The organism is Pseudoxanthomonas gei (genome assembly GCF_010119615.1).
Lineage (GTDB): Bacteria > Pseudomonadota > Gammaproteobacteria > Xanthomonadales > Xanthomonadaceae > Pseudoxanthomonas_A > Pseudoxanthomonas_A gei.
Genome location: NZ_QOVG01000001.1, coordinates 74361 through 95797, shown reverse-complemented (window position 1 = coordinate 95797; position 21437 = coordinate 74361). Strand labels below are relative to the sequence as shown.

The following is a 21437-nucleotide window of genomic DNA, read 5'->3' as shown; positions in this document are numbered from 1 at the left end:
AGCGTCAGGAATTGGCCACGCCGTGCGGTACATGGCCGGTGGCCACATGCATGCGCGCGCTGTCGATGTTGTGCTGGGAATCATCGAAGAAGATGTCGGCGCCAAACGCTTCCAGGAACGGGCCCTTGTGGCGGCCGCCCAGGAACAGCGCCTCGTCCAGGCGCACGCCCCACTCGCGCAGGGTGCGGATCACCCGCTCGTGTGCAGGGGCCGAACGGGCGGTGACCAGCGCGGTGCGGATGGGTGCTTCCTTGCCCGCAGGGAAGGCGGCCTGCAGGTCGTGCAGCGCGGACAGGAAGCCCTTGAACGGACCGCCCGACAGGGCCTCGCGCGCGCGGTCGCGCTCGTGCCGGCCGAATGCCTCCACCCCCTGTTCCCGGGACACCCGCTCGCTTTCGTCGCCGAAGATCACCGCGTCGCCATCGAAGGCGATGCGCAGCTGATCCGAGCGCTGCTGCAAGGCCTTGGCCGGCAGGATGGTGGCGGCCGCGATGCCATGTTCGAGCGAGCGCCGCACCGACTCCGGGTTGGCGGACAGGAACAGGTCCGCGCCGAAAGGCTTCGCATACGGCCAGGTGGGCTCGCCGGAGGTGAAGGTTGCACGGGTGATGCCCAACTTGTGGTGCTGGATGGAATTGAAGATGCGCAGCCCGGTATCGGCTGAATTGCGCGACAGCAGGATCACCTCGACCCGGGGTGCATCCAGCGGCGCCCCCTCGTTGAGGGCGAGCAGCTTGCGCACCACCGAGAACGCCATGCCCGGTGCAAGCGCGTCATCCTCATGGGTGCGCTGGAAACTGCTGTAGGCCTCGACGCCGTCGCTTTCGTAAAGCGCATGGCTTTCTTCCAGGTCGAACAGCGCCCTTGAGGTGACGGCGACAGTGAGCAGGCGTGGCGTGTTATCGGAAGACATGCGCCATTATCAGGCATGCAGGTCGCGAGCGCCGGGCCCGGGGGTCATGCGCCAGGAGCGGACCTGACCAGGATCCGTGCAGGCGGCCCGCGCTGGTTGTCCCGGGTGACCGCCCGCACCTCCACCTGCAGGTCGATGGGCTGTTGCTGGGCTGGCGCGCCTTCGCGCCACATGAAAAGGAAATCGCTGCTGCGCCCGCTGATCGGCGCCTGCACCACGCCTTCGGGGAAGATCGCGTACGGCGTGGACCCCGCCACTACCTTGAACTCGAAACCCAGCTCCCGCAGCTTGTAGCCACCACGCGGCCACTCGACCACCACCGTCAGCAGACCGGTGTCATCGCAGGAAGAATGGTTGGGCCCGATGCCACGGACCAGCTCGGTGACCACCGCTGTCGGCGCAGGTATTTCACCGCCCGCAACGTCGACAGGCGGACTGCCTTCTGCCATGGAAAACGGAACCAGCTTGCTGGTCATTCCACACGCAACAACGTCCTGCACGGCAAACATCGCGCACAGCACGACCACCCACTTGCTCTTCATCAGGAGACCCCTCCCCTAATCAGATGTGTTTCACGGCCGCCAGTTAACGCGGCTGTCGGCAGCATACCCCTTTTACGGAAGCGTGCTGCTAGACCACGAACTGCTCGCTGAGGATGCGTTCTTCCAGGTTGTGCTCGGGATCGAACAACAGGGTCACCGTGCGCTCGCGTGATTCGCGGATGGTGACCTGCACCACGTCCCGCACTTCATGCGAGTCGGCGGTGGCACTGACCGGTCGCTTGTACGGATCGAGTACGTGGAAACGCACTTCGGTATCGGCCTTGAGGATGGCGCCACGCCAGCGGCGCGGGCGATAAGGGGCGATGGGCGTGAGTGCGATGGTGTGCGAGCCCAGTGGCAGGATCGGCCCATGCGCCGAGAAATTGTAGGCCGTGCTGCCGGCCGGGGTGGCCACCAGCACGCCGTCGCAAACCAGTTCCTCGACGCGGGTCTGGCCGTTGAGATCGATGCCCAGGTGCGCGGCCTGGCGTGTCTGTCGCAGCAGCGACACTTCGTTGTAGGCCAGTGAAGCCTGCGTGGCTCCCGACTCGGTCTGCGCCAGCATTTCCAGCGGCCGCAGCTTGGCCGGCTCGGCGTTGGCGATGCGGTCGAACAGGTCGTCGTCACGGTAGTGGTTCATCAGGAAGCCGACCGTACCCAGTTTCATGCCGAACACGGGTTTGCCAAGCCCGCCGTGGCGATGCAGGGTCTGCAGCATGAAGCCATCGCCGCCGAGCGCGCACAGCACGTCGGCTTCTCCGGGTTCGCAAGGGCCATGGCGCGCGGTCAACTGCTTCAGTGCAGCCTGGGCTTCATCGGTGGGGCTTGCCAGGAAGGCGATGCGTGGCGTCGTCATGGCCGCAGCATAACCTCAAGCAACGCCGGCGGCGTGAGCTGCCTGGGCGCAGAGCCGGGCTTGCCCGGCTGCTCATGATTGAAGGCGGAGAGCGAGCCGGGCAAGCCCGGCTCTTCCAGCCACGCTTGCCTGTCAGCGCTTGGCCGTCAACTGCGACAGGCGCTGCACCGCGACCGATGCGGTCGGGTAGTCGAGGGTCTTCTGCGCGGACAGCTCATCCAGCATGGACAGCGTGAAGCGCAGGACCGGATCGTCGCGTTCCATCCAGTGGCGCACCTTGGCCTCGGCATTGGCGCCCGGCATCGACAGCACCTGGTCGGTGAGCAGGCGCTGCTGGGTGACCAGCTCATCCCGCAACACGCCGCGCGCCACCGCGTGCCAGCGGCCATCGACCTGCAGTCCCTCGACCTGTTCGAACAGCCATGGCAGGTGCAGCGCTTCGCCCAGCCGGAAATGTACCTTCGACACTTCCACCGGCTTGAGCTTGCGCGCTCGCGCCAGCTCGATGATGTCGCTGGACGGCTCCAGATAAGGTAGCGCGGCCAGTTGGCCGGCCAGTGCGGGCGGAAGGCCCTTGGCCTTCCAGTCCCGAAGGCTCGCTTCGTAGGCCGGCCGCAGCGAAGCCGGCAGCACGCCATCGGCGGCCCTGATCTCGTTGTAACCGTCGTGGTATCGCGCCACGGCCGTGGCGATGTCGGGAATCGCACCCGGCCGGCTGAGCAGCCAACGGGTGAACGAGCGTTGCAGCGACCAGATCACCTGCAGCGCATCGATCTGCACGGACTCGGGCACCTTGCCGTCCAGCGCGTCGATCTGCGTCCACAAGGCGCGCGCGTCCAGGGTCTCGCGGGTGATGGTGAACGCCTTGGCCACTTCGGCGGGACTGCGCCCGGTGTCTTCCTGCATACGCAGCAGGAACGTCGCACCCATGCGGTTGATGGTGGAATTGGTCACCGCAGTGGCGATGATCTCCCGCTTAAGGCGATGCTTCTCCATCTCGCCGGCGTACTTCTTCTGCAGCGGCTCCGGGAAATAGCGCTGCAGTTCCTTGGACAGGTAGGCATCTTCGGGGATGTCCGAATCCAGCAGCTGCTGGAACGCCACCAGTTTCGAGTACGAGAGCAACACCGCGAGCTCCGGACGGGTCAGCCCCTGGCCACGCGCCTTGCGCTCGGCGAGTTCAGCATCGGAGGGCAGGAATTCGATCTGCCGGTCCAGCAGTCCCTGCGCCTCCAGGGTCTGGATGAAGTGCTGCTTGGAACCCAGGCGCGACACGCTCATTCGCTCCATCAGGCTGATCGCCTGGTTCTGCCGGTAGTTGTCGAACAGCACCAGCCCGGCGACCTCGTTGGTCATGGACGCCAGCAGCTTGTTGCGGTCCGGCAGGCTGAGCTTCTTTGCCTGCACCGCGCCGTTGAGCAGGATCTTGATATTGACTTCGTGGTCGGAGGTGTCGACGCCGGCCGAGTTGTCGATGAAGTCGGTATTGAGCAGCACGCCATGCTGTGCCGCCTCGATGCGGCCCAGCTGGGTCATGCCCAGATTGCCGCCCTCGCCCACGATCCTGCAGCGCAGCTCGCCGCCGTTGACGCGCAAGGCGTTGTTGGCCCGGTCACCGGCATCGGAGTGCTGTTCGGTGCTGGCCTTGACGTAGACGCCAATGCCGCCGTTCCACAGCAGGTCGACCGGTGATTTGAGGATAGCGCTCATGAGCTCGTTGGGAGACAGCGACTTGACGTCTTCTGCCAGGTCCAGCGCCGCACGCACTTCCGGCGTGATCGCGATGGCCTTGAGCGAGCGCGGATACACGCCGCCGCCCTTGGAGACCAGGTTGATGTCGTAGTCGGCCCAGCTGGAACGCGGGACCTGGAACAGGCGCTGGCGTTCGACGAAGGTGCGGGCTGCGTCGGGGTTCGGATCCAGGAAGATGTGGCGGTGGTCGAACGCCGCGACCAGGCGGATATGCTTGGACAACAGCATGCCGTTGCCGAACACGTCGCCGGACATGTCGCCGATGCCGACGCAGGTGAAGTCCTGCGTCTGGGAGTCGTGGCCCAGGGCACGGAAGTGGCGCTTGACCGATTCCCATGCGCCCTTCGCGGTGATGCCCATGCCCTTGTGGTCATAGCCGACCGACCCGCCGGACGCGAAGGCGTCGCCCATCCAGAAACCATGGGCGATGGCCAGGCCGTTGGCGATATCGGAGAACGTTGCGGTTCCCTTGTCAGCGGCGACCACCAGGTACGGGTCATCGTTGTCATGGCGCACGACGTCGAGCGGAGCCACGATCTTGTTGCCGACGATGTTGTCGGTGATGTCCAGCAGGCCCTGGATGAACATCTTGTAGCAGGCGATGCCCTCGGCCAGCACCGCGTCGCGGTCGCCGCCTGCCGGTGGCTGCTTGACGAAGAAACCACCCTTGGCACCGACCGGAACGATCACCGTGTTCTTCACCATCTGCGCCTTGACCAGGCCCAGCACTTCGGTACGGAAATCCTCGCGCCGGTCGGACCAGCGCAGGCCGCCGCGTGCGACCGGGCCGAAGCGCAGGTGCACGCCTTCAACGCGCGGACCGTAGACGAAGATCTCGCGATACGGGCGCGGCTTGGGCAGGTCCGGCACGTTGGCCGAGTCCAGCTTGAAGCTGATGGTGTGGGTGTGTAACCCGTCGGCACCCTTCTGGTAATAGCTGGTGCGCAGGGTCGCTTCGATAACGCCCATGAAGCTGCGCAGGATGCGGTCCTCGTCCAGGCTGGACACGCGATCCATCAGCTTGAGCAGGGTCTTGTGGGTAGCCTCGACCTGGCGGTCGCGCGCGTCGCCCCGCGTGTCGATCACGTACTGCAGCGACTTCAGCGTGGCCTCGTCGGCACCGGCCAATGCACGCAACTGCTGCGAGAAGCGCTCCTGGCCCTGCTTGATCTCGGCCTTGCTCTCCTTGCCGGTACAGGGATCGAACCGGGCCTCGAACAGCTCGACCAGCAGGCGGGCGAGCAGCGGGTAGCGATTGAGGGTTTCCTCGACATAGCTCTGCGAGAACGGCACGCCGGTCTGCAGCAGGTACTTGCAGTACCCGCGCAGCAATGCCACCTGGCGCCACTCCAGGCCGGCGCCCAGCACCAGGCGGTTGAAGCCGTCGTTCTCGGCATCGCCACGCCAGATGCGGGCGAAGGCCTCCTCGAAGGCACGGCTGCGGGCTTCAATATCGATCTCCCCGAAGGTCGACTCGACTTCGAACTCCTGGATGTAGGCCGGGCTGTCGCCCACGTCCAGCCGGAACGGATGCTCCGAGATGACGCGCAAGCCCATGTTTTCCATCAGCGGCAAAGCGTCGGAAAGCGGCAGGTCCTTGTTCTGCCGGTACAGGTTGAGACGCAGCCTGCCCTCGCCTTCACGCTGGCGACGGGACAGGTGCAGGCTGAGGCGCAGGTCGTCAGGGCCTTTCAGCTCGGCCAGATGCTCGACGTCGCTCGCTGCGATCTCCGGCGATACGGTTTCGATGTAACCGGCAGGCAGTGCGCGTGCGTACATGCCCGAGAGCTTGAGCCCCCTGGCTTCGCCATGCCGGGTGATCAGCGCTTCACGAAGGTCGTCCTGCCAGTTGCGCAGCAGGTGGGCCAGGCGTGCTTCCAGTTCGCTGGTGTCCACGTCGACCTGCTCGCCGGCGCGGGGCCGCACGACCACGTGCAACTGCGCCAGCGGCGATTCTCCCAGCTGGACGTTGGTATCGACGAACTCGCCGTGCAGTGCTTCCTTCAACAGGGCTTCGATGCGCAGGCGCACGTCGGTGTTGAAGCGTTCGCGGGGGATGTAGACCAGCGCCGAGAAGAAGCGGCCATAGCGGTCGCGACGCAGGAACAGCTTGCTGCGCACGCGCTCCTGCAACCCGAGGATGCCCAGGCTGGTGCGGCTGAGTTCGTCCTCGTTGGACTGGAACAGCTCTTCGCGCGGCAATGTTTCCAGGATATGGCGCAGCGCCTTGCCGCTGTGGCTGTCAGGGGACAATCCCGACTGCCGCATGACGTGCTGGTGGCGCTCGCGCACCACGGGGATTTCCCAGGGACGGCGGTTGTAGGCACTCGACGTGTACAGGCCGATGAAACGCTGTTCGGCTACCGGATTGCCCTTGGCATCGAACTCCAGCACGCCGATGTAATCCATGTTGCCCGGGCGGTGGACGCTGGAACGGGCATTGGTCTTGGTCAGGATCAGGGTGTCGACCGAACCGGACTGCGGGATGTAGTGGGCAGCCAGCGACTTGACGTTGCGCGTGGTGGACTGCTGCTTGCCCCGCAACAGACCAAGGCCGCCTTCGTCCGCAACCAGCAGGTCTTCGCCGCCCTTCTGTTCGATGCGGTATTCGCGATAGCCGAAGAAGGTGAAGTGATCGCCCGCGGCCCAGCGCAGGAATTCCTGCGCCTCGCGGCGGCCGGCATCGCCGACCGGCATGCGCCGGGTGGCCAGTTCGTCGGCCAGCGCCAGCATCTTCCCGCGCATCGCGCTCCAGTCCTGGACTATGGAACGCACTTCCCCCAGCACCTTGCGTATGCGCGCTTCGATCACCGGCATCTGCTCGGCGGGCTGGCGGTCGATCTCCAGCAACATCAGCGATTCCGGCTTGCCTTCGCCTACTGCAGTCAGCTTGCCGGCCTTGTCGCGCGTGAAACGCAGCAACGGGTGACCCAGCACGTGCACGCCGATCCCGGCCTCGGCCAGGGCCATGCTCACCGAATCGACCAGGAACGGCATGTCGTCGTTGGCTATCTGCAACACGGTGTGCGGAGAATCCCAGCCATGGATCTTGCTGGATGCATTGAACACGCGGACGTTGGCGGTACCGGGCTTGCGCACGCGTGCGAATTCCAGCATGTCGCAGGCCAGCGCCGCCCACGCGTCGGGGCTGTGGTGCGGGTATTCGTCATCTTCCATGCGCTTGTAGAAGGCCTCGGCGAAGCTCGTGGCCTCGGCCTGGCGGGCGCCGGACGCGCGCTTGCGGATGGCAGTGAAGATAGGTTCCAGCGAGAAGCCCGCCACGGCCTTGTCCGGTGCGATCTTCGCGGCCCCGCTCTTCGCAAGCGTGCTCTTTGCCGGCACTTTCTTCGTGGTCGCGGTTGCTTCCTTGTTCAAGACCGTCTTACCGACGACTGTCTTGGACGGGGACTTTGCGGCGTTCTTCTTTGGTTTTCGAACAGCGTTCATGCAGTACATGGCTCTGTTTTGTTGGCAGTACGCAATTGTAGCCTCGACCGTCACAACAACCTTGTTGCGCGGCCGCAAAACAGCGCGCATCTTCATGCAACGATCAGTGCGGGACTGGTAGTGGAATATCACGCAGTGAAATGCCGTGCGGTGCACGGAAGCACGGCGCAGTCAAGGCGGTGGCGCGCACGCGATCTCGCGTATCAGGCGATTTCCATTGGACAAAAATGCTGTTCAAATTGTGTACTGGACGGTATAGTACCGACCGATGCAGCCCGCCCCTACTCCCTCTCCCGCCCTTCAGCGACGCTTGCGCGTGCATGAAGCAGTGCGCGAGCTGATGGCAGAACAGGGGTTCCGGATCAGCATGGATGCGGTCGCTGCCCGTGCAGGCTGTTCCAAGCAGACCCTGTACTCGCATTTCGGCAGCAAGCAGGAGCTGATGCGCAGCGTCATGCAGGAACACCTGGACATGGCCACGGCGCAGCTCGATGACGGCCAGGGTGACATCCGCACGGTCCTGCTGGCCTTCGCGGTGGAACACCTGCAACGCCTGTCCGATCCGCACGTGGTCACTACCTGCCAGTTGCTCAGTGCAGAGGCTGCGCAGTTCCCGGAAGAGGCCCGCACGCTTTACCGCGACGGCTGCGACACCCTGCAACAACGCCTTGCCGGGTGGCTGGCCCTGGCCATGCGCCGGGGCCAGCTGCGGCTTGACGACGCCTCCTGGGCAGCCGAGCTGTTGCTGGGCATGATCGTGGGACTGGATTTCGAGCGGCAGCGATTCGCCTTTCCGCATCGTGATACCGATGCGTTGCGACGGCGTTGGGCCGAATACGCCGTCGATGCTTTCCTGCATTCATTCCAGCCGCTGGCCGCCAGCGGCCACGCATAACCCGCTTGTACCCCATTCCATTTCCAAGCCCCCACCTGGAGCTCCACCCCATGAACCCGACCCTTCGCCCGTTCGCCCTTGGCGCCGCCCTGTTGCTGGTGCTGGCCGCCTGCAAGAAAGAGGAGCAGGCCGCACCGCCGCCGCCCGAGGTGGGCGTAATCAGCGCCACGCCGCAGACCGTGCCCCTGCAGCGTGACCTGGTGGGCCGGCTGGCCCCCTTCCGCAGTGCGGACGTCCGCGCGCGCGTGCCCGGCGTGCTCACCAAGCGCGTGTACCAGGAAGGCAGCGACGTGAAGGAGGGCCAGGTGCTGTTCCTGATCGACCCGGCCCCGCTGCAGGCCTCGCTGAGTGCCAGCCAGGCGCAGCTGGCTTCGGCCCAGGCCAGTTATGCCAATGCGCACGTGGCCGCCCAGCGTGCCCGCCAGCTGATCGCACAGAAGTACGTGTCCCGCTCGGACCTGGACAATGCCGAGGCCGCCGAGCGCAGCGCCGCCGCCGCCGTGCAGCAGGCCAAGGCCGGCGTGACCAGCTCGCGTATCAACCTGGACTACGCCAGCGTGCGCGCGCCCATCTCGGGCCGTGCCGGCAAGCAGCAGGTCACCGAAGGTGCGCTGGTTGGCCAGGGCGATGTGACCCTGTTGACCACCGTGGACCAGCTCGACCCGCTGTACGTGAACTTCTCGATGAGCGTGGCCGAGCTCGAAGCCCTGCGCAAGGCGCAGGGCAATGGCGGGGTGGCGTTGCAGGGCGACGGCCAGGCCAGCGTGCAGGTGCTGCTGGGCGACGGCACCGTGTACGGCGAACCCGGCACGCTGGATTTCTCGGGCGTGGTGGTGGATCCGCAGACCGGCGCCGTTTCCCTGCGGGCAAAGCTGCCGAATCCAGGCAACACGCTGTTGCCGGGCAGTTTCGTGACCCTGCAGGCGACCCTGGGCGAACAGAACAACGTCTTCCTGATTCCGCAGGACGCCGTGCAGCGCGACACCGTGGGCGCCTACGTCATGACCGTTGGCAAGGACGGGATGGTGGCGCGCAAGAACGTGGACACTGCCAGTGCGCGTGACGGCAAGTGGCTGGTGACCTCGGGGCTGGCCAGTGGCGACCAGGTGATCGTGGCCGGCCTGCAGAAGGTCAAGGAAGGCGCGCCGGCCAAGGCCGTGCCCTGGGTTGCCAATGCGGCCCAGCCGGGCGCACCGGGCGCAGCCGCCAAACCAGCCGCTGCTCCTGCGCCTGCAACCGGCACTGAAGCCGGCACCAAAACCAACCCGGCGCCTGCCGCCAAGCCGCAGGGCGAACAGCCCGGCGCGCAGCAGAACTGATAGAGGCGCCAGACAATGTCCAAGTTTTTCATCGACCATCCCATCTTCGCGTGGGTAGTGGCGATCCTGATCTCGCTTTCCGGCGTGATCGCGATCCTGGGGCTCGGCGTCGAGTCGTATCCGTCCATCGCTCCACCCCAGGTCACCGTCAACGCCACCTATCCCGGTGCCAGTGCCGATACCGCTGAAAAGTCGGTCACCCAGGTGATCGAGCAGCAACTCACCGGCATCGACCACCTGCTCTATTTCACCTCCTCGTCCAGCTCCAGCGGCAGCGTCAGCGTGACCCTGACCTTCGAGACCGGCACCGATGCCGACATCGCCCAGGTGCAGGTGCAGAACAAGGTAGCCCTGGCCACCCCGCGCCTGCCCACCGAAGTGACCCAGCAGGGCGTGGTCGTGGCCAAAGCCAACGCCGGCTTCCTGATGGTGGTGGGCCTGCGCTCGACCAGCGCCAGCATCGACCGCAATCGCCTGAACGACATCATCGGCTCGCGCGTGCTGGAGCAGATCTCGCGTATTCCGGGCGTGGGCAGCACCCAGCAGTTCGGCGCCGAATACGCGATGAAGATCTGGCTCAACCCCGACAAGTTGCAGGGCTATGGCCTGTCCGCCAGCCAGGTGCTGACCGCGGTACGCAGCCAGAACGTGCAGTTCGCCGCCGGCTCGGTGGGTGCTTCGCCCTCCCCTGACGGCCAGGCCTTCACCGCCACGGTATCGGCTGAAGGCCGCTTCAGCTCGCCGCAGCAGTTCGAGGAGATCATCCTGCGTGCGGACAGCAATGGTTCGACCGTGCGCCTGAAAGACGTCGCACGGGTTGAATTCGGTGCGCAGAACTACGGCGTGGACACCCAGTACAACGGTGCGCCGACCGGCGCGTTCGCCATCCAGCTTCTGCCCGGCGCCAATGCACTGAACGTGGCCAAGGCCGTACGCGCCAAGATGGACGAGCTGGCGCCGAGCTTCCCCCCGGGCGTGGAATGGTTCTCGCCTTACGACAGCACCACCTTCGTCAAGATTTCCATCCAGGAAGTGATCAAGACGCTGATCGAGGCGATGGTGCTGGTGTTCCTGGTGATGCTGGTGTTCCTGCAGAACCTGCGCGCCACGCTGATCCCCACCCTGGTCATCCCGGTCGCGCTGCTCGGCACGTTCCTGGGCATGAGCCTGATCGGCTTCACCATCAACCAGCTGACCCTGTTCGCCATGGTCCTGGCGATCGGCATCGTGGTCGATGACGCCATCGTGGTGATCGAGAACGTGGAACGCATCATGTCCGAGGAGAAGCTTCCCGCACGCGAAGCTACCCGCAAGGCGATGGATCAGATCACCGGCGCGGTGATCGCCATTACCGTGGTGCTGGCGGCGGTGTTCATTCCCAGCGCCATGCAGGGCGGCGCTTCAGGCGAGATCTACAAGCAGTTCGCACTGACCATCGCCATTGCCATGGGGTTCTCGGCATTCCTGGCGCTGGGTTTCACCCCGGCACTGTGCGTGACCATGCTGAAATCCGAGCACCACGACAAGCAGCCGAACCGCTTCTTCCGGTTCTTCAACAAGTACTACGACAAGGTCCAGCGCACCTACGTGGGCCACATCACCGGCGCGGTCAAGCATGCGCCGCGATGGATGATCCTGTTCGCGGTGCTGGCCATCCTGACCGGCTTCCTGTTCACCCGCATTCCGGGCAGCTTCCTGCCCGAGGAAGACCAGGGCTATGCACTGGCGATCGTGCAGCTGCCACCCGGCGCCACCATCCAGCGCACCAACAAGGTGTTCACGCAAATGCGCGGCCAGCTTGAAAAGATGCCCGGGTTCGAAGGCCTGCTGCAGATCGCCGGCTTCAGCTTCGTCGGTGCCGGCGAGAACGTCGGCATGGGCTTCATCAGGCTGAAACCCTGGGAAGAACGCGACGTGGCGGTGACCGAGTTCATCCAGAACGCCAATGGCGCCTTCTTCGGCATCAAGGAAGCGCAGATCTTCGTTGTCAACCTGCCCACGGTGCAGGGGCTGGGCCAGTTCGGCGGCTTCGACATGTGGCTGCAGGACCGTTCGGGCGCGGGTCGTGAGGCCCTGACCCAGGCCCGCAACCAGTTGCTGGGGGCGGCCGCGCAGAATCCCGCGCTGATGGGGGTGCGTCCCAACGGCCTGGAAAACGCACCGCAACTGCAGCTGCACGTCGACCGGGTTCAGGCCCAGGCCATGGGCATGTCGGTGAACGACATCTACAGCGCCATCCAGCTGATGCTGGCGCCGGTGTACGTCAACGACTTCTTCTATGAAGGCCGCATCAAGCGGGTCAGCATGCAGGCCGACGCGGCGTATCGCATGGGCCCCGAATCGCTGTCGCGGTTCTACACCCCCAGCAACCTGGCGGCGGCCGGCACCTCGTCTACCGACAACGGCATGATCCCGCTGAGCAACGTAGTCAGCAGCGAGTGGGTCACCAACCCGCCTTCGTTGACCCGCTACAACGGCTATGCGGCCGTCAACGTGGTGGGCTCGCAGGCCGCGGGACGCAGCTCCGGCGAAGCCATGACCACGATGGAAAACATCGTCACCAACGACCTGCCCCCGGGGTTCGGCTACGACTGGGCGGGCATGTCCTACCAGGAGATCCTGGCAGGCAACACGGCCACGCTCCTGCTGGTGCTGTCGATCGTGGTGGTATTCCTGTGCCTGGCGGCCCTGTATGAAAGCTGGTCCATCCCGTTGGCGGTGTTGATGGTGGTGCCGGTGGGCCTGCTGGGCACGCTCAGCTTCTCCATGCTGCGCGGCCTGCCCAACGATCTCTACTTCAAGATCGGCATGACCACGGTGATCGGACTGGCGGCCAAGAACGCCATCCTGATCATCGAGTTCGCGGTGGAGCAGCGTCGCGAGGGCAAGACCCTGCGGGAGGCGGTGATCGAAGCCTGCCGCCTGCGTTTCCGTCCGATCCTGATGACCTCGTTCGCCTTCATCATGGGCGTGATGCCGATGGCCATCTCCACCGGCGCCGGCGCCAACGCGCGCCATGCCATCGGCACCAGCGTGATCGGGGGCATGGTGTTCGCCACCTTCATCGGCCTGCTGCTGATCCCGGTGTTCTTCGTGGTGGTGCGACGCATGCTGGGGGACAAGCTGGATGAGTCCTCCAGGGAATACCTGGAGCACAAGAGCCAGCCTGCGCCGCGCTGACCGCTGCGCGCGACTGGACAGGAAAACCCCGGCTTGGCCGGGGTTTTTTTTGCCTGGATTGTCCGCAATGACGAGGATTGTGCGTAGTAATGACCGTTACGCGGGCTGGACCTTACCCTCGCAAACTCGCGGGGCCGCGTGTCGGCAAGTGCGCCACGCTGTCGATTCCGGACCCCCCGGCACGTTGTAGTGCCAAGGCCGCGGGAAAAACCAGACCAGACTCTCCTCCAGCCACGAGGCCAGGAGGTTGCACATGGCTGGGCAACCGGCGGTCCATTTGCTCCGGCCCTTGCGCCAAGATTCCCGTTGATCCGAGGTCCATCCATGACCGAAAAGGCAAAAAGGAAACCCGCTTCATTCCGCAAGCGCATGATCTGGATGCTGCTGGCCACCCTGCTGATCTTTGGCGGCGTGTTCGGGCTGAAGGCGGTCATGAGCAAGGGCATGAACGAATTCTTCGACAACATGCCGCAGCCGGCCTCGGCCATCACTGCCTATACCGCCCGGCAGGAGGAATGGACGGATGCGCAGGAGTCGGTGGGCACTTTCGTGGCGATCAATGGAACCGACGTCACCACCGAGTCGGCGGGAGTCGTCAAGCAGCTCATGTTCAACGCCGGCCAGCCGGTCAAGGCGGGAACCGTGCTGGTTCAACTCAATTCGGCCAATGAACTGGCGGTGCTCAAATCGCTGGATGCCTCGGCACGCCTGGCCGAGGTCCAGAGCAGGCGCTGGCGGCAACTGGGCAAGGACAAACTGGTGTCGCAGGACGAGGTGGAACAGCGGGCCACCAATGCCGCCAGCACCCGTGCGCAGGCCGACGCGCAGCGCGCATTGATCGCCCAGAAGACCATTCGCGCCCCCTTCGACGGTGTGCTTGGCTTGCGCAAGGTCAACCTGGGCCAGTTCGTGAACCCCGGCGATCCGATAGTCAGCCTGCAGTCGCTGGATCCGATCTACCTGGATTTCTCGCTGCCCGAGCAGCAGATGGGCGCGGTGGCCAAGGGCACCCGGATCCGCGCCAGCGTCGATGCCCTGCCCGGCCAGGACTTCGAGGGCACGGTCACCGCGGTGGAGCCACAGGTCGACGTCAACACCAGGAACTTCAAGGTGCAGGCCACCGTGCCCAACCGGGATTACAGATTGAGTCCGGGCACCTTCGCCCACGTCGGCTTCGATACCGGCGGCGCCAGCAAGGTGATCGTGGTGCCGCAGACGGCCATCAGCTTCAATCCCTACGGCAACGCCGTCTACGTGATCTCCAAAGTGAAACGTGGTGCGGGCGAGAAGGACATGCAGGGCAAGCCGCTGGCCGGCGACAAGCTCGTCGTCACCCAGCGCTTCGTCAAGACCGGCGCCACTCGGGGTGACCTGATCGCGGTGACCGGCGGCCTGAAGCCGGGTGAACAGGTCGCCACCAGCGGCCTGCTGAAACTGCGCAACGACGCCGAGGTGGTCATCAACAACAAGGTGTTGCCCACGGCCGACGCCAGGCCGGAGGCCGTCAACCGCTGATCTTGCGTATCGCCCGTTGCTAGGCGCATCGCAACTGCTGAGGACCTGCGATGAAGTTCACCGACATCTTCGTGACAAAACCGGTGCTGGCCATCGTCGTAAGCCTGTTCATCCTGCTGTTCGGCATGCGTGCCTTCAGCGAGTTGAACGTGCGCCAGTATCCAGAGCTGCGCAATGCGGTCGTCAATATCAGCACCACCTACTTCGGCGCCGACGCGGACCTGATCCAGGGCTTCATCACCACTCCGCTGGAGCGCGAGGTCGCCAGCGCCGAGGGCATCGAGTACATGAGTTCGACCAGCTCGGCCGGGGTCAGCAGCATCCAGGCCTACATCCGCCTGGACCAGGACCCCAACGAGGCACTCACCCAGATCGCGGCCAAGGTCAACAAGATGCGTGGCCAGCTGCCACCCGAATCCGAGGACCCGGTGATCGACCTGCAGCAGGGCCAGCAGATCGCCGCCATGTATGTGTCCTTCGCCAGCGACACCCTGGACAACAACCAGATCACCGACTACCTGACCCGCGTGATCCAGCCCAAGCTGGTCACCATCCGTGGCGTGCAGCGCGCCGACATCCTGGGCGCCGGCACCTTCGCCATGCGCATCTGGCTCAAGCCCGACCGCATGACCGCGCTGAAGGTCACCGCCAGCGACGTGGCCAACGCGCTGGAGTCCAACAACGTGCTGTCCGCCGTGGGCTCGACCAAGGGCCAGATGGTCGCCATCGACATGACGGCGCGTACCGACCTGCGCAACGCCGATGAATTCCGCCGGCTGGTGATACGCGAACAGGACGGCGCCATCGTGCGCCTGGGCGACGTGGCCGACGTACTGCTGGGTTCGGAAAACTACGGCACCTCGGTGCGCATCAACGGTGAGGCAGCCACCTTCATGGGCATCTTCGTGTCGCCCGATGCCAACTCGCTGGACGTGATCAAGGACGTGCGCAAGCTGTGGGATGGGCAGATCGTGCCGCAGCTGCCGCAAGGCATCAAGGCGACGATTCCCTACGACAGCACCGAATCCATCCAGGACGCGATCAACGAAGTGGTCACCACTATCGTCGAGGCGGTGATCATCGTGATCGTGGTGATCTTCCTGTTCCTGGGTTCGCTGCGCAGCGTGCTGATCCCGGCGGTGACCGTGCCGCTGTCGCTGATCGGCTCGCTGTTCCTGATGCTGCTGCTGGGCTTCACCATCAACCTGCTGACCCTGCTGGCGATGGTGCTGGCCATCGGCATCGTGGTCGACGACGCCATCATCGTGCTGGAAAACATCCATCGCCACATCGAAGAAGGCATGTCGCCCTTCGATGCGTCGATCAAGGGCGCGCGCGAGCTGGCCTGGCCGGTGGTGGCCATGACCACCACCCTGGTCGCGGTCTATCTTCCGATCGGCTTCCAGGGCGGCCTGACCGGCGTGCTGTTCACCGAATTCGCCTTCACCCTGGCGGGCGCGGTGCTGTTGTCCGGGGTGATCGCCCTGACCCTGACGCCGATGATGTGCTCGCTGATCCTGAAACCGCATGTCGAAGGTGGCAAGGGCCGGCTCGAGGCCTGGCTGGACCGGCGCTTCGACTGGCTGCGGCAGGGCTACCAGCGCAGGCTGCACGGCGCGCTGGAGACGCGGGCGGTGATCGCCACCTTTGGCGCCATCGTGCTGGTCTCGTGTGCTTTCCTGTACCTGACCGCGCCCAAGGAACCGGCTCCGCTCGAGGACGAAGGCTTCATATTTTCCATCGCCAATGCCGATCCTTACGCCACGCTGGACTACGTGGAACGCTACACCGAGGAAATCACCTCCATCGCCAAGGGTATTCCGGAGGTACAGGACTATTTCCTGTTCAACGGCGGCTTCGGTGGCAGTGGCGGCGGCGCCAGCCCCATGGCCATGGCGGGCTTCGTGCTCAAGCCCTGGGGCGAGCGCGACAAGTCCACCAAGGCGGTCCTGGAGCAGGAGCTGCAGCCGAAGATGTCGCAGGTGACCGGGCTGAACGTGTTCGCGCTGGTGCCGCCCTCGCTTCCGAGCGCCGGCGGCGACGGCGGCGGGGAGTTCATCGTCGGCGGCGTCGGCGACTTGAGCCAGCTCAGCGAGTTGGCTGACGCGATCCTGCAGAAGGCGATGGCCAGCAAGCGCTTCATTTTCCTGGACAAGGACCTGAAGATCGACAAGCCGCGGATCGAAGTGCAGATCGACCGCGACAAGGCCGCTTCCCTGGGTATCGACATGCGCACGCTGTCGGCCGACATGGCGGCCATGCTGTCGGGTGGCTATACCAACCGCTTCGCCATGCAGAACCGCTCCTACCTGGTGATCCCGCAGGTGCAGCGCAGCGACCGCCTCAACGCCAGCGCGCTGCAGAACTACTACACGCGCACCCGCGACGGCGAGCTGATCCCACTGTCGACCCTGGTCACCCTGAAGGAGAGCGCGCAACCGCAATCGCTGAAACGCTTCCAGCAGCTCAATGCCGTCTCGATCAGCTTTGCGCCGCGGCCGGGCGTGAGCAAGGGCGAGGCGCTGGAGATCCTGGACCAGGCAGCCAGGGAAGTCTTGCCCGAGGGCTACAGCGTCGACTACGCCGGTGAATCGCGACAGTTCAGGGCCGAGGGCTCGGCGATGCTGCTGACCCTGGGACTGGCGCTGATTGTGATCTTCCTGGTGCTGTCGGCGCAGTTCGAGAGCTTCCGCGACGCCCTGATCATGTTGCTGACCGTGCCGATGGCGATCTGCGGTGCCCTGCTCACCTTGAACGTGCTGGCGCTGGCGGCCGGGATGCTCCAATTCGCCGGCATCGAGGCCTTCCCCGGCATGAGCATCAACATCTACACCCAGGTCGGCCTGGTCACCCTGGTGGGCGTGATCTCCAAGCACGGCATCCTGATCGTGGAGTTCGCCAACAAGCTGCAGACCGAACAAGGCCTGGGCAAGCGCGAGGCCATCGAACAAGCCACCTCGATCCGCCTGCGCCCGGTCCTGATGACCACGGCGGCGCTGGTGTTCGCGATGATCCCGCTGTTGATCGCCAGCGGTCCCGGTGCCGCCTCGCGCTTCTCGATGGGGGTGGTGATCGCTTCCGGCATGGCCATCGGCACCGCGTTCACCCTGTTCGTGCTGCCTGCGTTCTACCTGTATCTGGCACGCGACCACGCGCAGCCGGTGGCCGAGCACGGCCTGTCGGGCGGCATGCAATCACCGGTGGCGCCAGCCCAGTGAAAGGACCATTCGCCAAGCCGGGTGGATAGATCTCCGGAACGGTCGCGGCTGGCACGTGCGTTCCGGCACTCGGCCTGCGCCAGCACTGCATGCTAGGGTTCCCGCTCTTTGTAGCCGAGCGATTCCCGATGCGCCGAACTGTCCCGCTGGTCTCGTTGCTGATCCTGCTGGCCGCCTGCAAGCCACAGGAAGCCACGGCTCCACCGTCTTCTGCACCCGTCGCCGACAAGGCGGTCTCCACTGCGGCAGCACGCATCCAGGCCGACGTCCGCACCCTGGCCGACGACCGCATGGAAGGCCGCGACACCGGCACGCGTGGCTATGACCTGGCCGCCGAATACGTGGCCAGGCGCTATGCCGAGATCGGGCTCAAACCCGCTGGCGACGATGGCGGATTTTTCCAGCGCGTGCCCCTGCTCAAAGGCACACTGGTGCCGGAGGGGGCATCTTTCATCATCGAGCGCAACGGTGCACGGACCGCGCTTGAGTTTGTCGAACAGTTCGTCCCCGGGGTCAACTACAACACGCCCTCGCATTCCCTGACCGCCCCCGCGGTCTTCGTCGGCCAGGCGGTTATCGCCCCCGAGCTGGGCCAGGACGACCTGGCCGGCGTGGAAGTGCGTGGCAAGATCGCGGTGCTGTTCGGTGGCGCACCGTCGCGTTTCGACAATGATCGCCGCGCCTACTATGCAAACCGCACGCAGAAGCTGCGCACGCTGGCCGAACGCGGCGCAGTCGGCGTCGTCTACGTCGGCACGCCCGAAAACGAAAAGCGTGGCTCCTGGGCCAGTGCGGCCGAAAAATGGAGCATGCCTGGGATGCGCCTGCGCAACGAGGACGGCACCGGCGTCGACACCTTCCCCCAGCTCAAGGCCACTGCGTCGATCAGCGCAGCGGCGGCCAAGACCCTGTTCGCCGGTAGCGCACACGAGGCCGAGGCGCTGTTCCGGCAGGCCGAGGACGGCAAGCTGAAGGCCTTCGACCTGCCTGGCACGCTGACACTGGCCGGGCGCACCCGCATTGAACCAGCCGAATCGCGCAACGTGGTCGCCCGCCTGGATGGCAGCGACGCTGCACTGGCGCGCCAGTTCATTGCCTACACGGCGCACCTTGACCACATCGGGATAGGCGCCGCGGTCAACGGAGACCGCATCTACAACGGTGCGCTGGACAATGCACTGGGAGTTTCGATCATGCTGGAAGCCGCACGCGAGCTTGCCGGGGCATCGAAGAAGCCCGGGCGCTCGCTGCTTTTCATCGCACTGACCGCCGAGGAAAAGGGCCTGCTGGGCTCGACCTGGTTTGCGCAACATCCCACCGTGCCCAAGACGGATCTGGTCGCCAACATCAACATGGACATGCCGGTGCTGCTGGCGCCAGCCAGGGACGTGGTGCCGATAGGCGTGGAGCATTCCACGTTGAAGAGCGCGTTGGACACCGCCGCCAGCGAGATCGGCCTGGAACTGTCAGCCGACCCGTTCCCGGAAGAAGTGGTGTTCGTGCGCAGCGACCAGTATTCGTTCGTGCGGGAAGGCATACCGGCGGTCTACCTGGATGGTGGCGTGGAACCCGCGTCTGCCGGCGGTGCGAGCCCCAGGGACGCCTTGGACGCCTTCCTGCGCAACTGCTACCACCGGCCCTGCGACGATGCCTCGCAGCCGATCCAGTATGAAGACGCGGCGCGGTTGGCGCGCCTCAATGCACGCATTGGCACGCTGGCGGGAAATGCCTCGGCAAGGCCACAGTGGAACCAGGGTGATTTCTTCGGCGACCGCTTCGCGCCTGCAGTGAAATCTCCCTAACCAGGACCACCACCCACCATGAAAAAAAACCCCGGCAAGACCGGGGTTTTTTTCGGGAACGGCAATCACTGATCCAGGGAGGTTTACCTGGTGGCCACCTTGGCTGTCGCCTTGCGGCTGGCGATCCACTGGTCGACGCGACGCTCCAGCAGGGTCAGCGGCAGTGCGCCACCCCCCAGCACGGCATCGTGGAAACCCCTGATGTCAAAGTCCTTGCCAAGCGCGGTTTCGGCCTTCCTGCGCATTTCCTGGATACGGATCATGCCGATCTTGTATCCGGTGGCTTGCCCCGGCATGACCAGGTAGCGCTGCACTTCCGATCTGATCGCAGCCAGCGGTATGGCGCTGTTGGCATCGAAATAGTCCACCGCCTGCTGCTCGGTCCAGCCCTTCGCATGCAGCCCGGTGTCGACCACCAGGCGGATCGCACGCCATATCTCCGAACTCAGCTGGCCATACCGGGAGTACGGGTCCTGGTAGGTGCCGGGCATTTCCCTGGCCAGCCATTCGGAATACAGGCCCCAGCCTTCGGCATAGGCATTGACGCTGGCCTGGGTGCGGAACTTGGGCACGCCACTCAACTCCTGCGCGATCGAGATCTGCATGTGATGGCCGGGCAGCCCTTCGTGGTAGGCGATCACCTCGAGCTCGATTTTCGGCATCGCCTTCATGTCGGAAAGATGCGCGTAGTAAACGCCGGGTCGCGAGCCATCCGGGGTGCCCGGGTAGTAATGCTGGGCGGCGCCATCCTGTTCCCGGAAGGCTTCCACCCGCTTTACCACCAGGTCGGCTTTCGGCAGCAGGCCGAAGTAATCCGGCAATTGCTTCTTGATGTTGGCGATGGCCTGCGAAGCCTGGTCGATGTAGGCCTGGCGCCCGGCGTCGGTATCGGGAAACACGAAACGCGGGTCCGAATCGATGAATGAGAAGAATGCCTTCAAGTCGCCCTTGAAGCCCACCGCGTCCTTCAACGTGGTCATCTCGCCCTGGATCCGAGCCACCTCGTTCAAGCCGAGCGTGTGGATCTGCTCGGCGCTCATGTCGGTGGTGGTCATCTGCCGCAACTGGTACTCGTAGTACGCCTTGCCATTGGCATGGGTGGTCCCGACACCCGCGGCGTTCACTGCCGCTTTCGGCAGTTCTTCGGTCGACCACGCGATCACCCGCTCATACGCAGGCTTGAACTGATCCTGCAGCGCCCTGCGCGCTTGTTCCTTCAACACGGCCGCACGCTTTGCATTGATCCTTCCAGCTGTCACCAGCGCATCGGCCTTGGCCTGCGCGTCGGCCCAGATGGCCGAATCCTTGCCCGCCGAGAACGGCGCACCCGCGATGACCTTGCGTGACTGGTCGATGACGCCTTCGTAGGCGAACTTCGGCGGACGCACGCCCTGCCCGGCCGACCTGCGCGCCCGTTCAAGCAACTGGTCGAAAGCCGGCCCCACCGCTTTCAGGCGTGAAATGTAGGCGGTGTAATCCGACTCCTCTTCCACCTTGTGGAAGTTGATCAGCAAAGTCGGCAGGAAACCCTGCGCACCATTCATCTGTTCGAATGCATAAGCGTCGCCCAGGAAGGGGACGCCGTCGCGTGCGTTCTCGTACTGCAGCTTCCACAGGTCGTAGGAGATCCTGCCCTCGTCGCTGAGCGCGGCGTAGGCGAAGGTCTTTTCCATTTCCTCGACGCTGGCCTTCTGCCAGGCGACCTGCTTCAGCACCGCCTCGTCGGACAGGTCGTCAAACTGGTCGTAGAGCTCCTTGCGGCCCTGGAAAGTCAGCTGGATCGGACTGAATCGCAACTGCTCCTCATACTTCTTCTCGAACCACTGGTTGAGCCGTCCGGTTTCGGCGATGACATCGGCCGACGACACGGACGCCACTGGCGTGGCGACATCGCCTGCCACGGGTGCAGCGGCATGGGCGCTGGTCGCGAGGGCCAGGGCACAGAAGATCAGGGTCTTGCGCATCGGGTTCTCCATGGAAGTGCTGGAGACAACCCCC

Annotated in this window: 11 protein-coding genes; 6 read left to right on the top strand and 5 right to left on the bottom strand. The window is 64.8% G+C overall.

The genetic code is table 11. The features are described from left to right. Positions 1-4 precede the first annotated feature (4 nt). The 4 genes from DT603_RS00335 to DT603_RS00320 all read right to left on the bottom strand — a co-directional run bounded on the left by DT603_RS00335 (position 5) and on the right by DT603_RS00320 (position 7510). On the bottom strand, positions 5-913 hold the full coding sequence (locus DT603_RS00335; RefSeq protein WP_162347867.1) for a 5'-nucleotidase: 909 nt from the start codon (positions 911-913) through the stop codon (positions 5-7). 44 nt (positions 914-957) lie between these two features. Further along, a complete protein-coding gene (locus DT603_RS00330; protein WP_162347866.1) occupies positions 958-1455 on the bottom strand; it encodes a hypothetical protein in 498 nt (165 codons plus the stop codon). Positions 1456-1543: 88 nt separating this feature from the next. Then, positions 1544-2311, bottom strand: a complete 768-nt coding sequence (locus DT603_RS00325) for an NAD kinase (RefSeq protein WP_162347865.1) — start codon at positions 2309-2311, stop codon at positions 1544-1546. Between the two features lie 132 nt (positions 2312-2443). Further along, the gene (locus DT603_RS00320; RefSeq protein WP_162347864.1) at positions 2444-7510 is read right to left on the bottom strand and encodes an NAD-glutamate dehydrogenase; all 5067 of its coding nucleotides are present in this window, start codon (positions 7508-7510) and stop codon (positions 2444-2446) included. Between the two features lie 268 nt (positions 7511-7778). On the opposite strand from DT603_RS00320, the gene DT603_RS00315 reads away from it, so the two are divergent. The 6 genes from DT603_RS00315 (at position 7779) to DT603_RS00290 (ending at position 19439) form a co-directional block, all read left to right on the top strand. Continuing rightward, positions 7779-8405, top strand: a complete 627-nt coding sequence (locus DT603_RS00315; RefSeq protein ID WP_162347863.1) for a TetR/AcrR family transcriptional regulator — start codon at positions 7779-7781, stop codon at positions 8403-8405. A 50-nt stretch (positions 8406-8455) separates the two neighbouring features. Next, positions 8456-9724 carry an efflux RND transporter periplasmic adaptor subunit gene (locus DT603_RS00310; RefSeq protein WP_162347862.1) on the top strand — a complete coding sequence of 423 codons (1269 nt, stop codon included), beginning with the start codon at positions 8456-8458 and terminating at the stop codon, positions 9722-9724. Between the two features lie 15 nt (positions 9725-9739). Further along, the gene (locus DT603_RS00305) at positions 9740-12904 is read left to right on the top strand and encodes an efflux RND transporter permease subunit (protein WP_162347861.1); all 3165 of its coding nucleotides are present in this window, start codon (positions 9740-9742) and stop codon (positions 12902-12904) included. A 324-nt stretch (positions 12905-13228) separates the two neighbouring features. Next, the gene (locus DT603_RS00300; protein WP_162347860.1) at positions 13229-14419 is read left to right on the top strand and encodes an efflux RND transporter periplasmic adaptor subunit; all 1191 of its coding nucleotides are present in this window, start codon (positions 13229-13231) and stop codon (positions 14417-14419) included. 50 nt (positions 14420-14469) lie between these two features. Then, complete coding sequence (locus DT603_RS00295) at positions 14470-17637, top strand: efflux RND transporter permease subunit (protein WP_162347859.1); 3168 nt, start codon at positions 14470-14472, stop codon at positions 17635-17637. A 128-nt stretch (positions 17638-17765) separates the two neighbouring features. Further along, positions 17766-19439 carry a M28 family peptidase gene (locus DT603_RS00290; protein ID WP_162347858.1) on the top strand — a complete coding sequence of 558 codons (1674 nt, stop codon included), beginning with the start codon at positions 17766-17768 and terminating at the stop codon, positions 19437-19439. Positions 19440-19522: 83 nt separating this feature from the next. Here DT603_RS00290 and DT603_RS00285 read toward each other — a convergent pair whose 3' ends face one another. After that, positions 19523-21403 (bottom strand): DUF885 domain-containing protein, encoded by a 1881-nt coding sequence (locus DT603_RS00285; protein ID WP_162347857.1) that lies wholly within the window; start codon positions 21401-21403, stop codon positions 19523-19525. Positions 21404-21437 lie beyond the last annotated feature (34 nt).

Excerpts from the sequence above, each read along its gene's own strand:
- DT603_RS00295 (WP_162347859.1), top strand. The coding sequence starts at position 14,470 with ATGAAGTTCACCGACATCTTCGTGACAAAACCGGTGCTGGCCATCGTC.
- DT603_RS00335 (WP_162347867.1), bottom strand. The coding sequence starts at position 913 with ATGTCTTCCGATAACACGCCACGCCTGCTCACTGTCGCCGTCACCTCA.
- DT603_RS00290 (WP_162347858.1), top strand. The coding sequence starts at position 17,766 with ATGCGCCGAACTGTCCCGCTGGTCTCGTTGCTGATCCTGCTGGCCGCC.
- DT603_RS00310 (WP_162347862.1), top strand. The coding sequence starts at position 8,456 with ATGAACCCGACCCTTCGCCCGTTCGCCCTTGGCGCCGCCCTGTTGCTG.
- DT603_RS00315 (WP_162347863.1), top strand. The coding sequence starts at position 7,779 with ATGCAGCCCGCCCCTACTCCCTCTCCCGCCCTTCAGCGACGCTTGCGC.
- DT603_RS00320 (WP_162347864.1), bottom strand. The coding sequence starts at position 7,510 with ATGAACGCTGTTCGAAAACCAAAGAAGAACGCCGCAAAGTCCCCGTCC.
- DT603_RS00330 (WP_162347866.1), bottom strand. The coding sequence starts at position 1,455 with ATGAAGAGCAAGTGGGTGGTCGTGCTGTGCGCGATGTTTGCCGTGCAG.
- DT603_RS00325 (WP_162347865.1), bottom strand. The coding sequence starts at position 2,311 with ATGACGACGCCACGCATCGCCTTCCTGGCAAGCCCCACCGATGAAGCC.
- DT603_RS00300 (WP_162347860.1), top strand. The coding sequence starts at position 13,229 with ATGACCGAAAAGGCAAAAAGGAAACCCGCTTCATTCCGCAAGCGCATG.
- DT603_RS00285 (WP_162347857.1), bottom strand. The coding sequence starts at position 21,403 with ATGCGCAAGACCCTGATCTTCTGTGCCCTGGCCCTCGCGACCAGCGCC.
- DT603_RS00305 (WP_162347861.1), top strand. The coding sequence starts at position 9,740 with ATGTCCAAGTTTTTCATCGACCATCCCATCTTCGCGTGGGTAGTGGCG.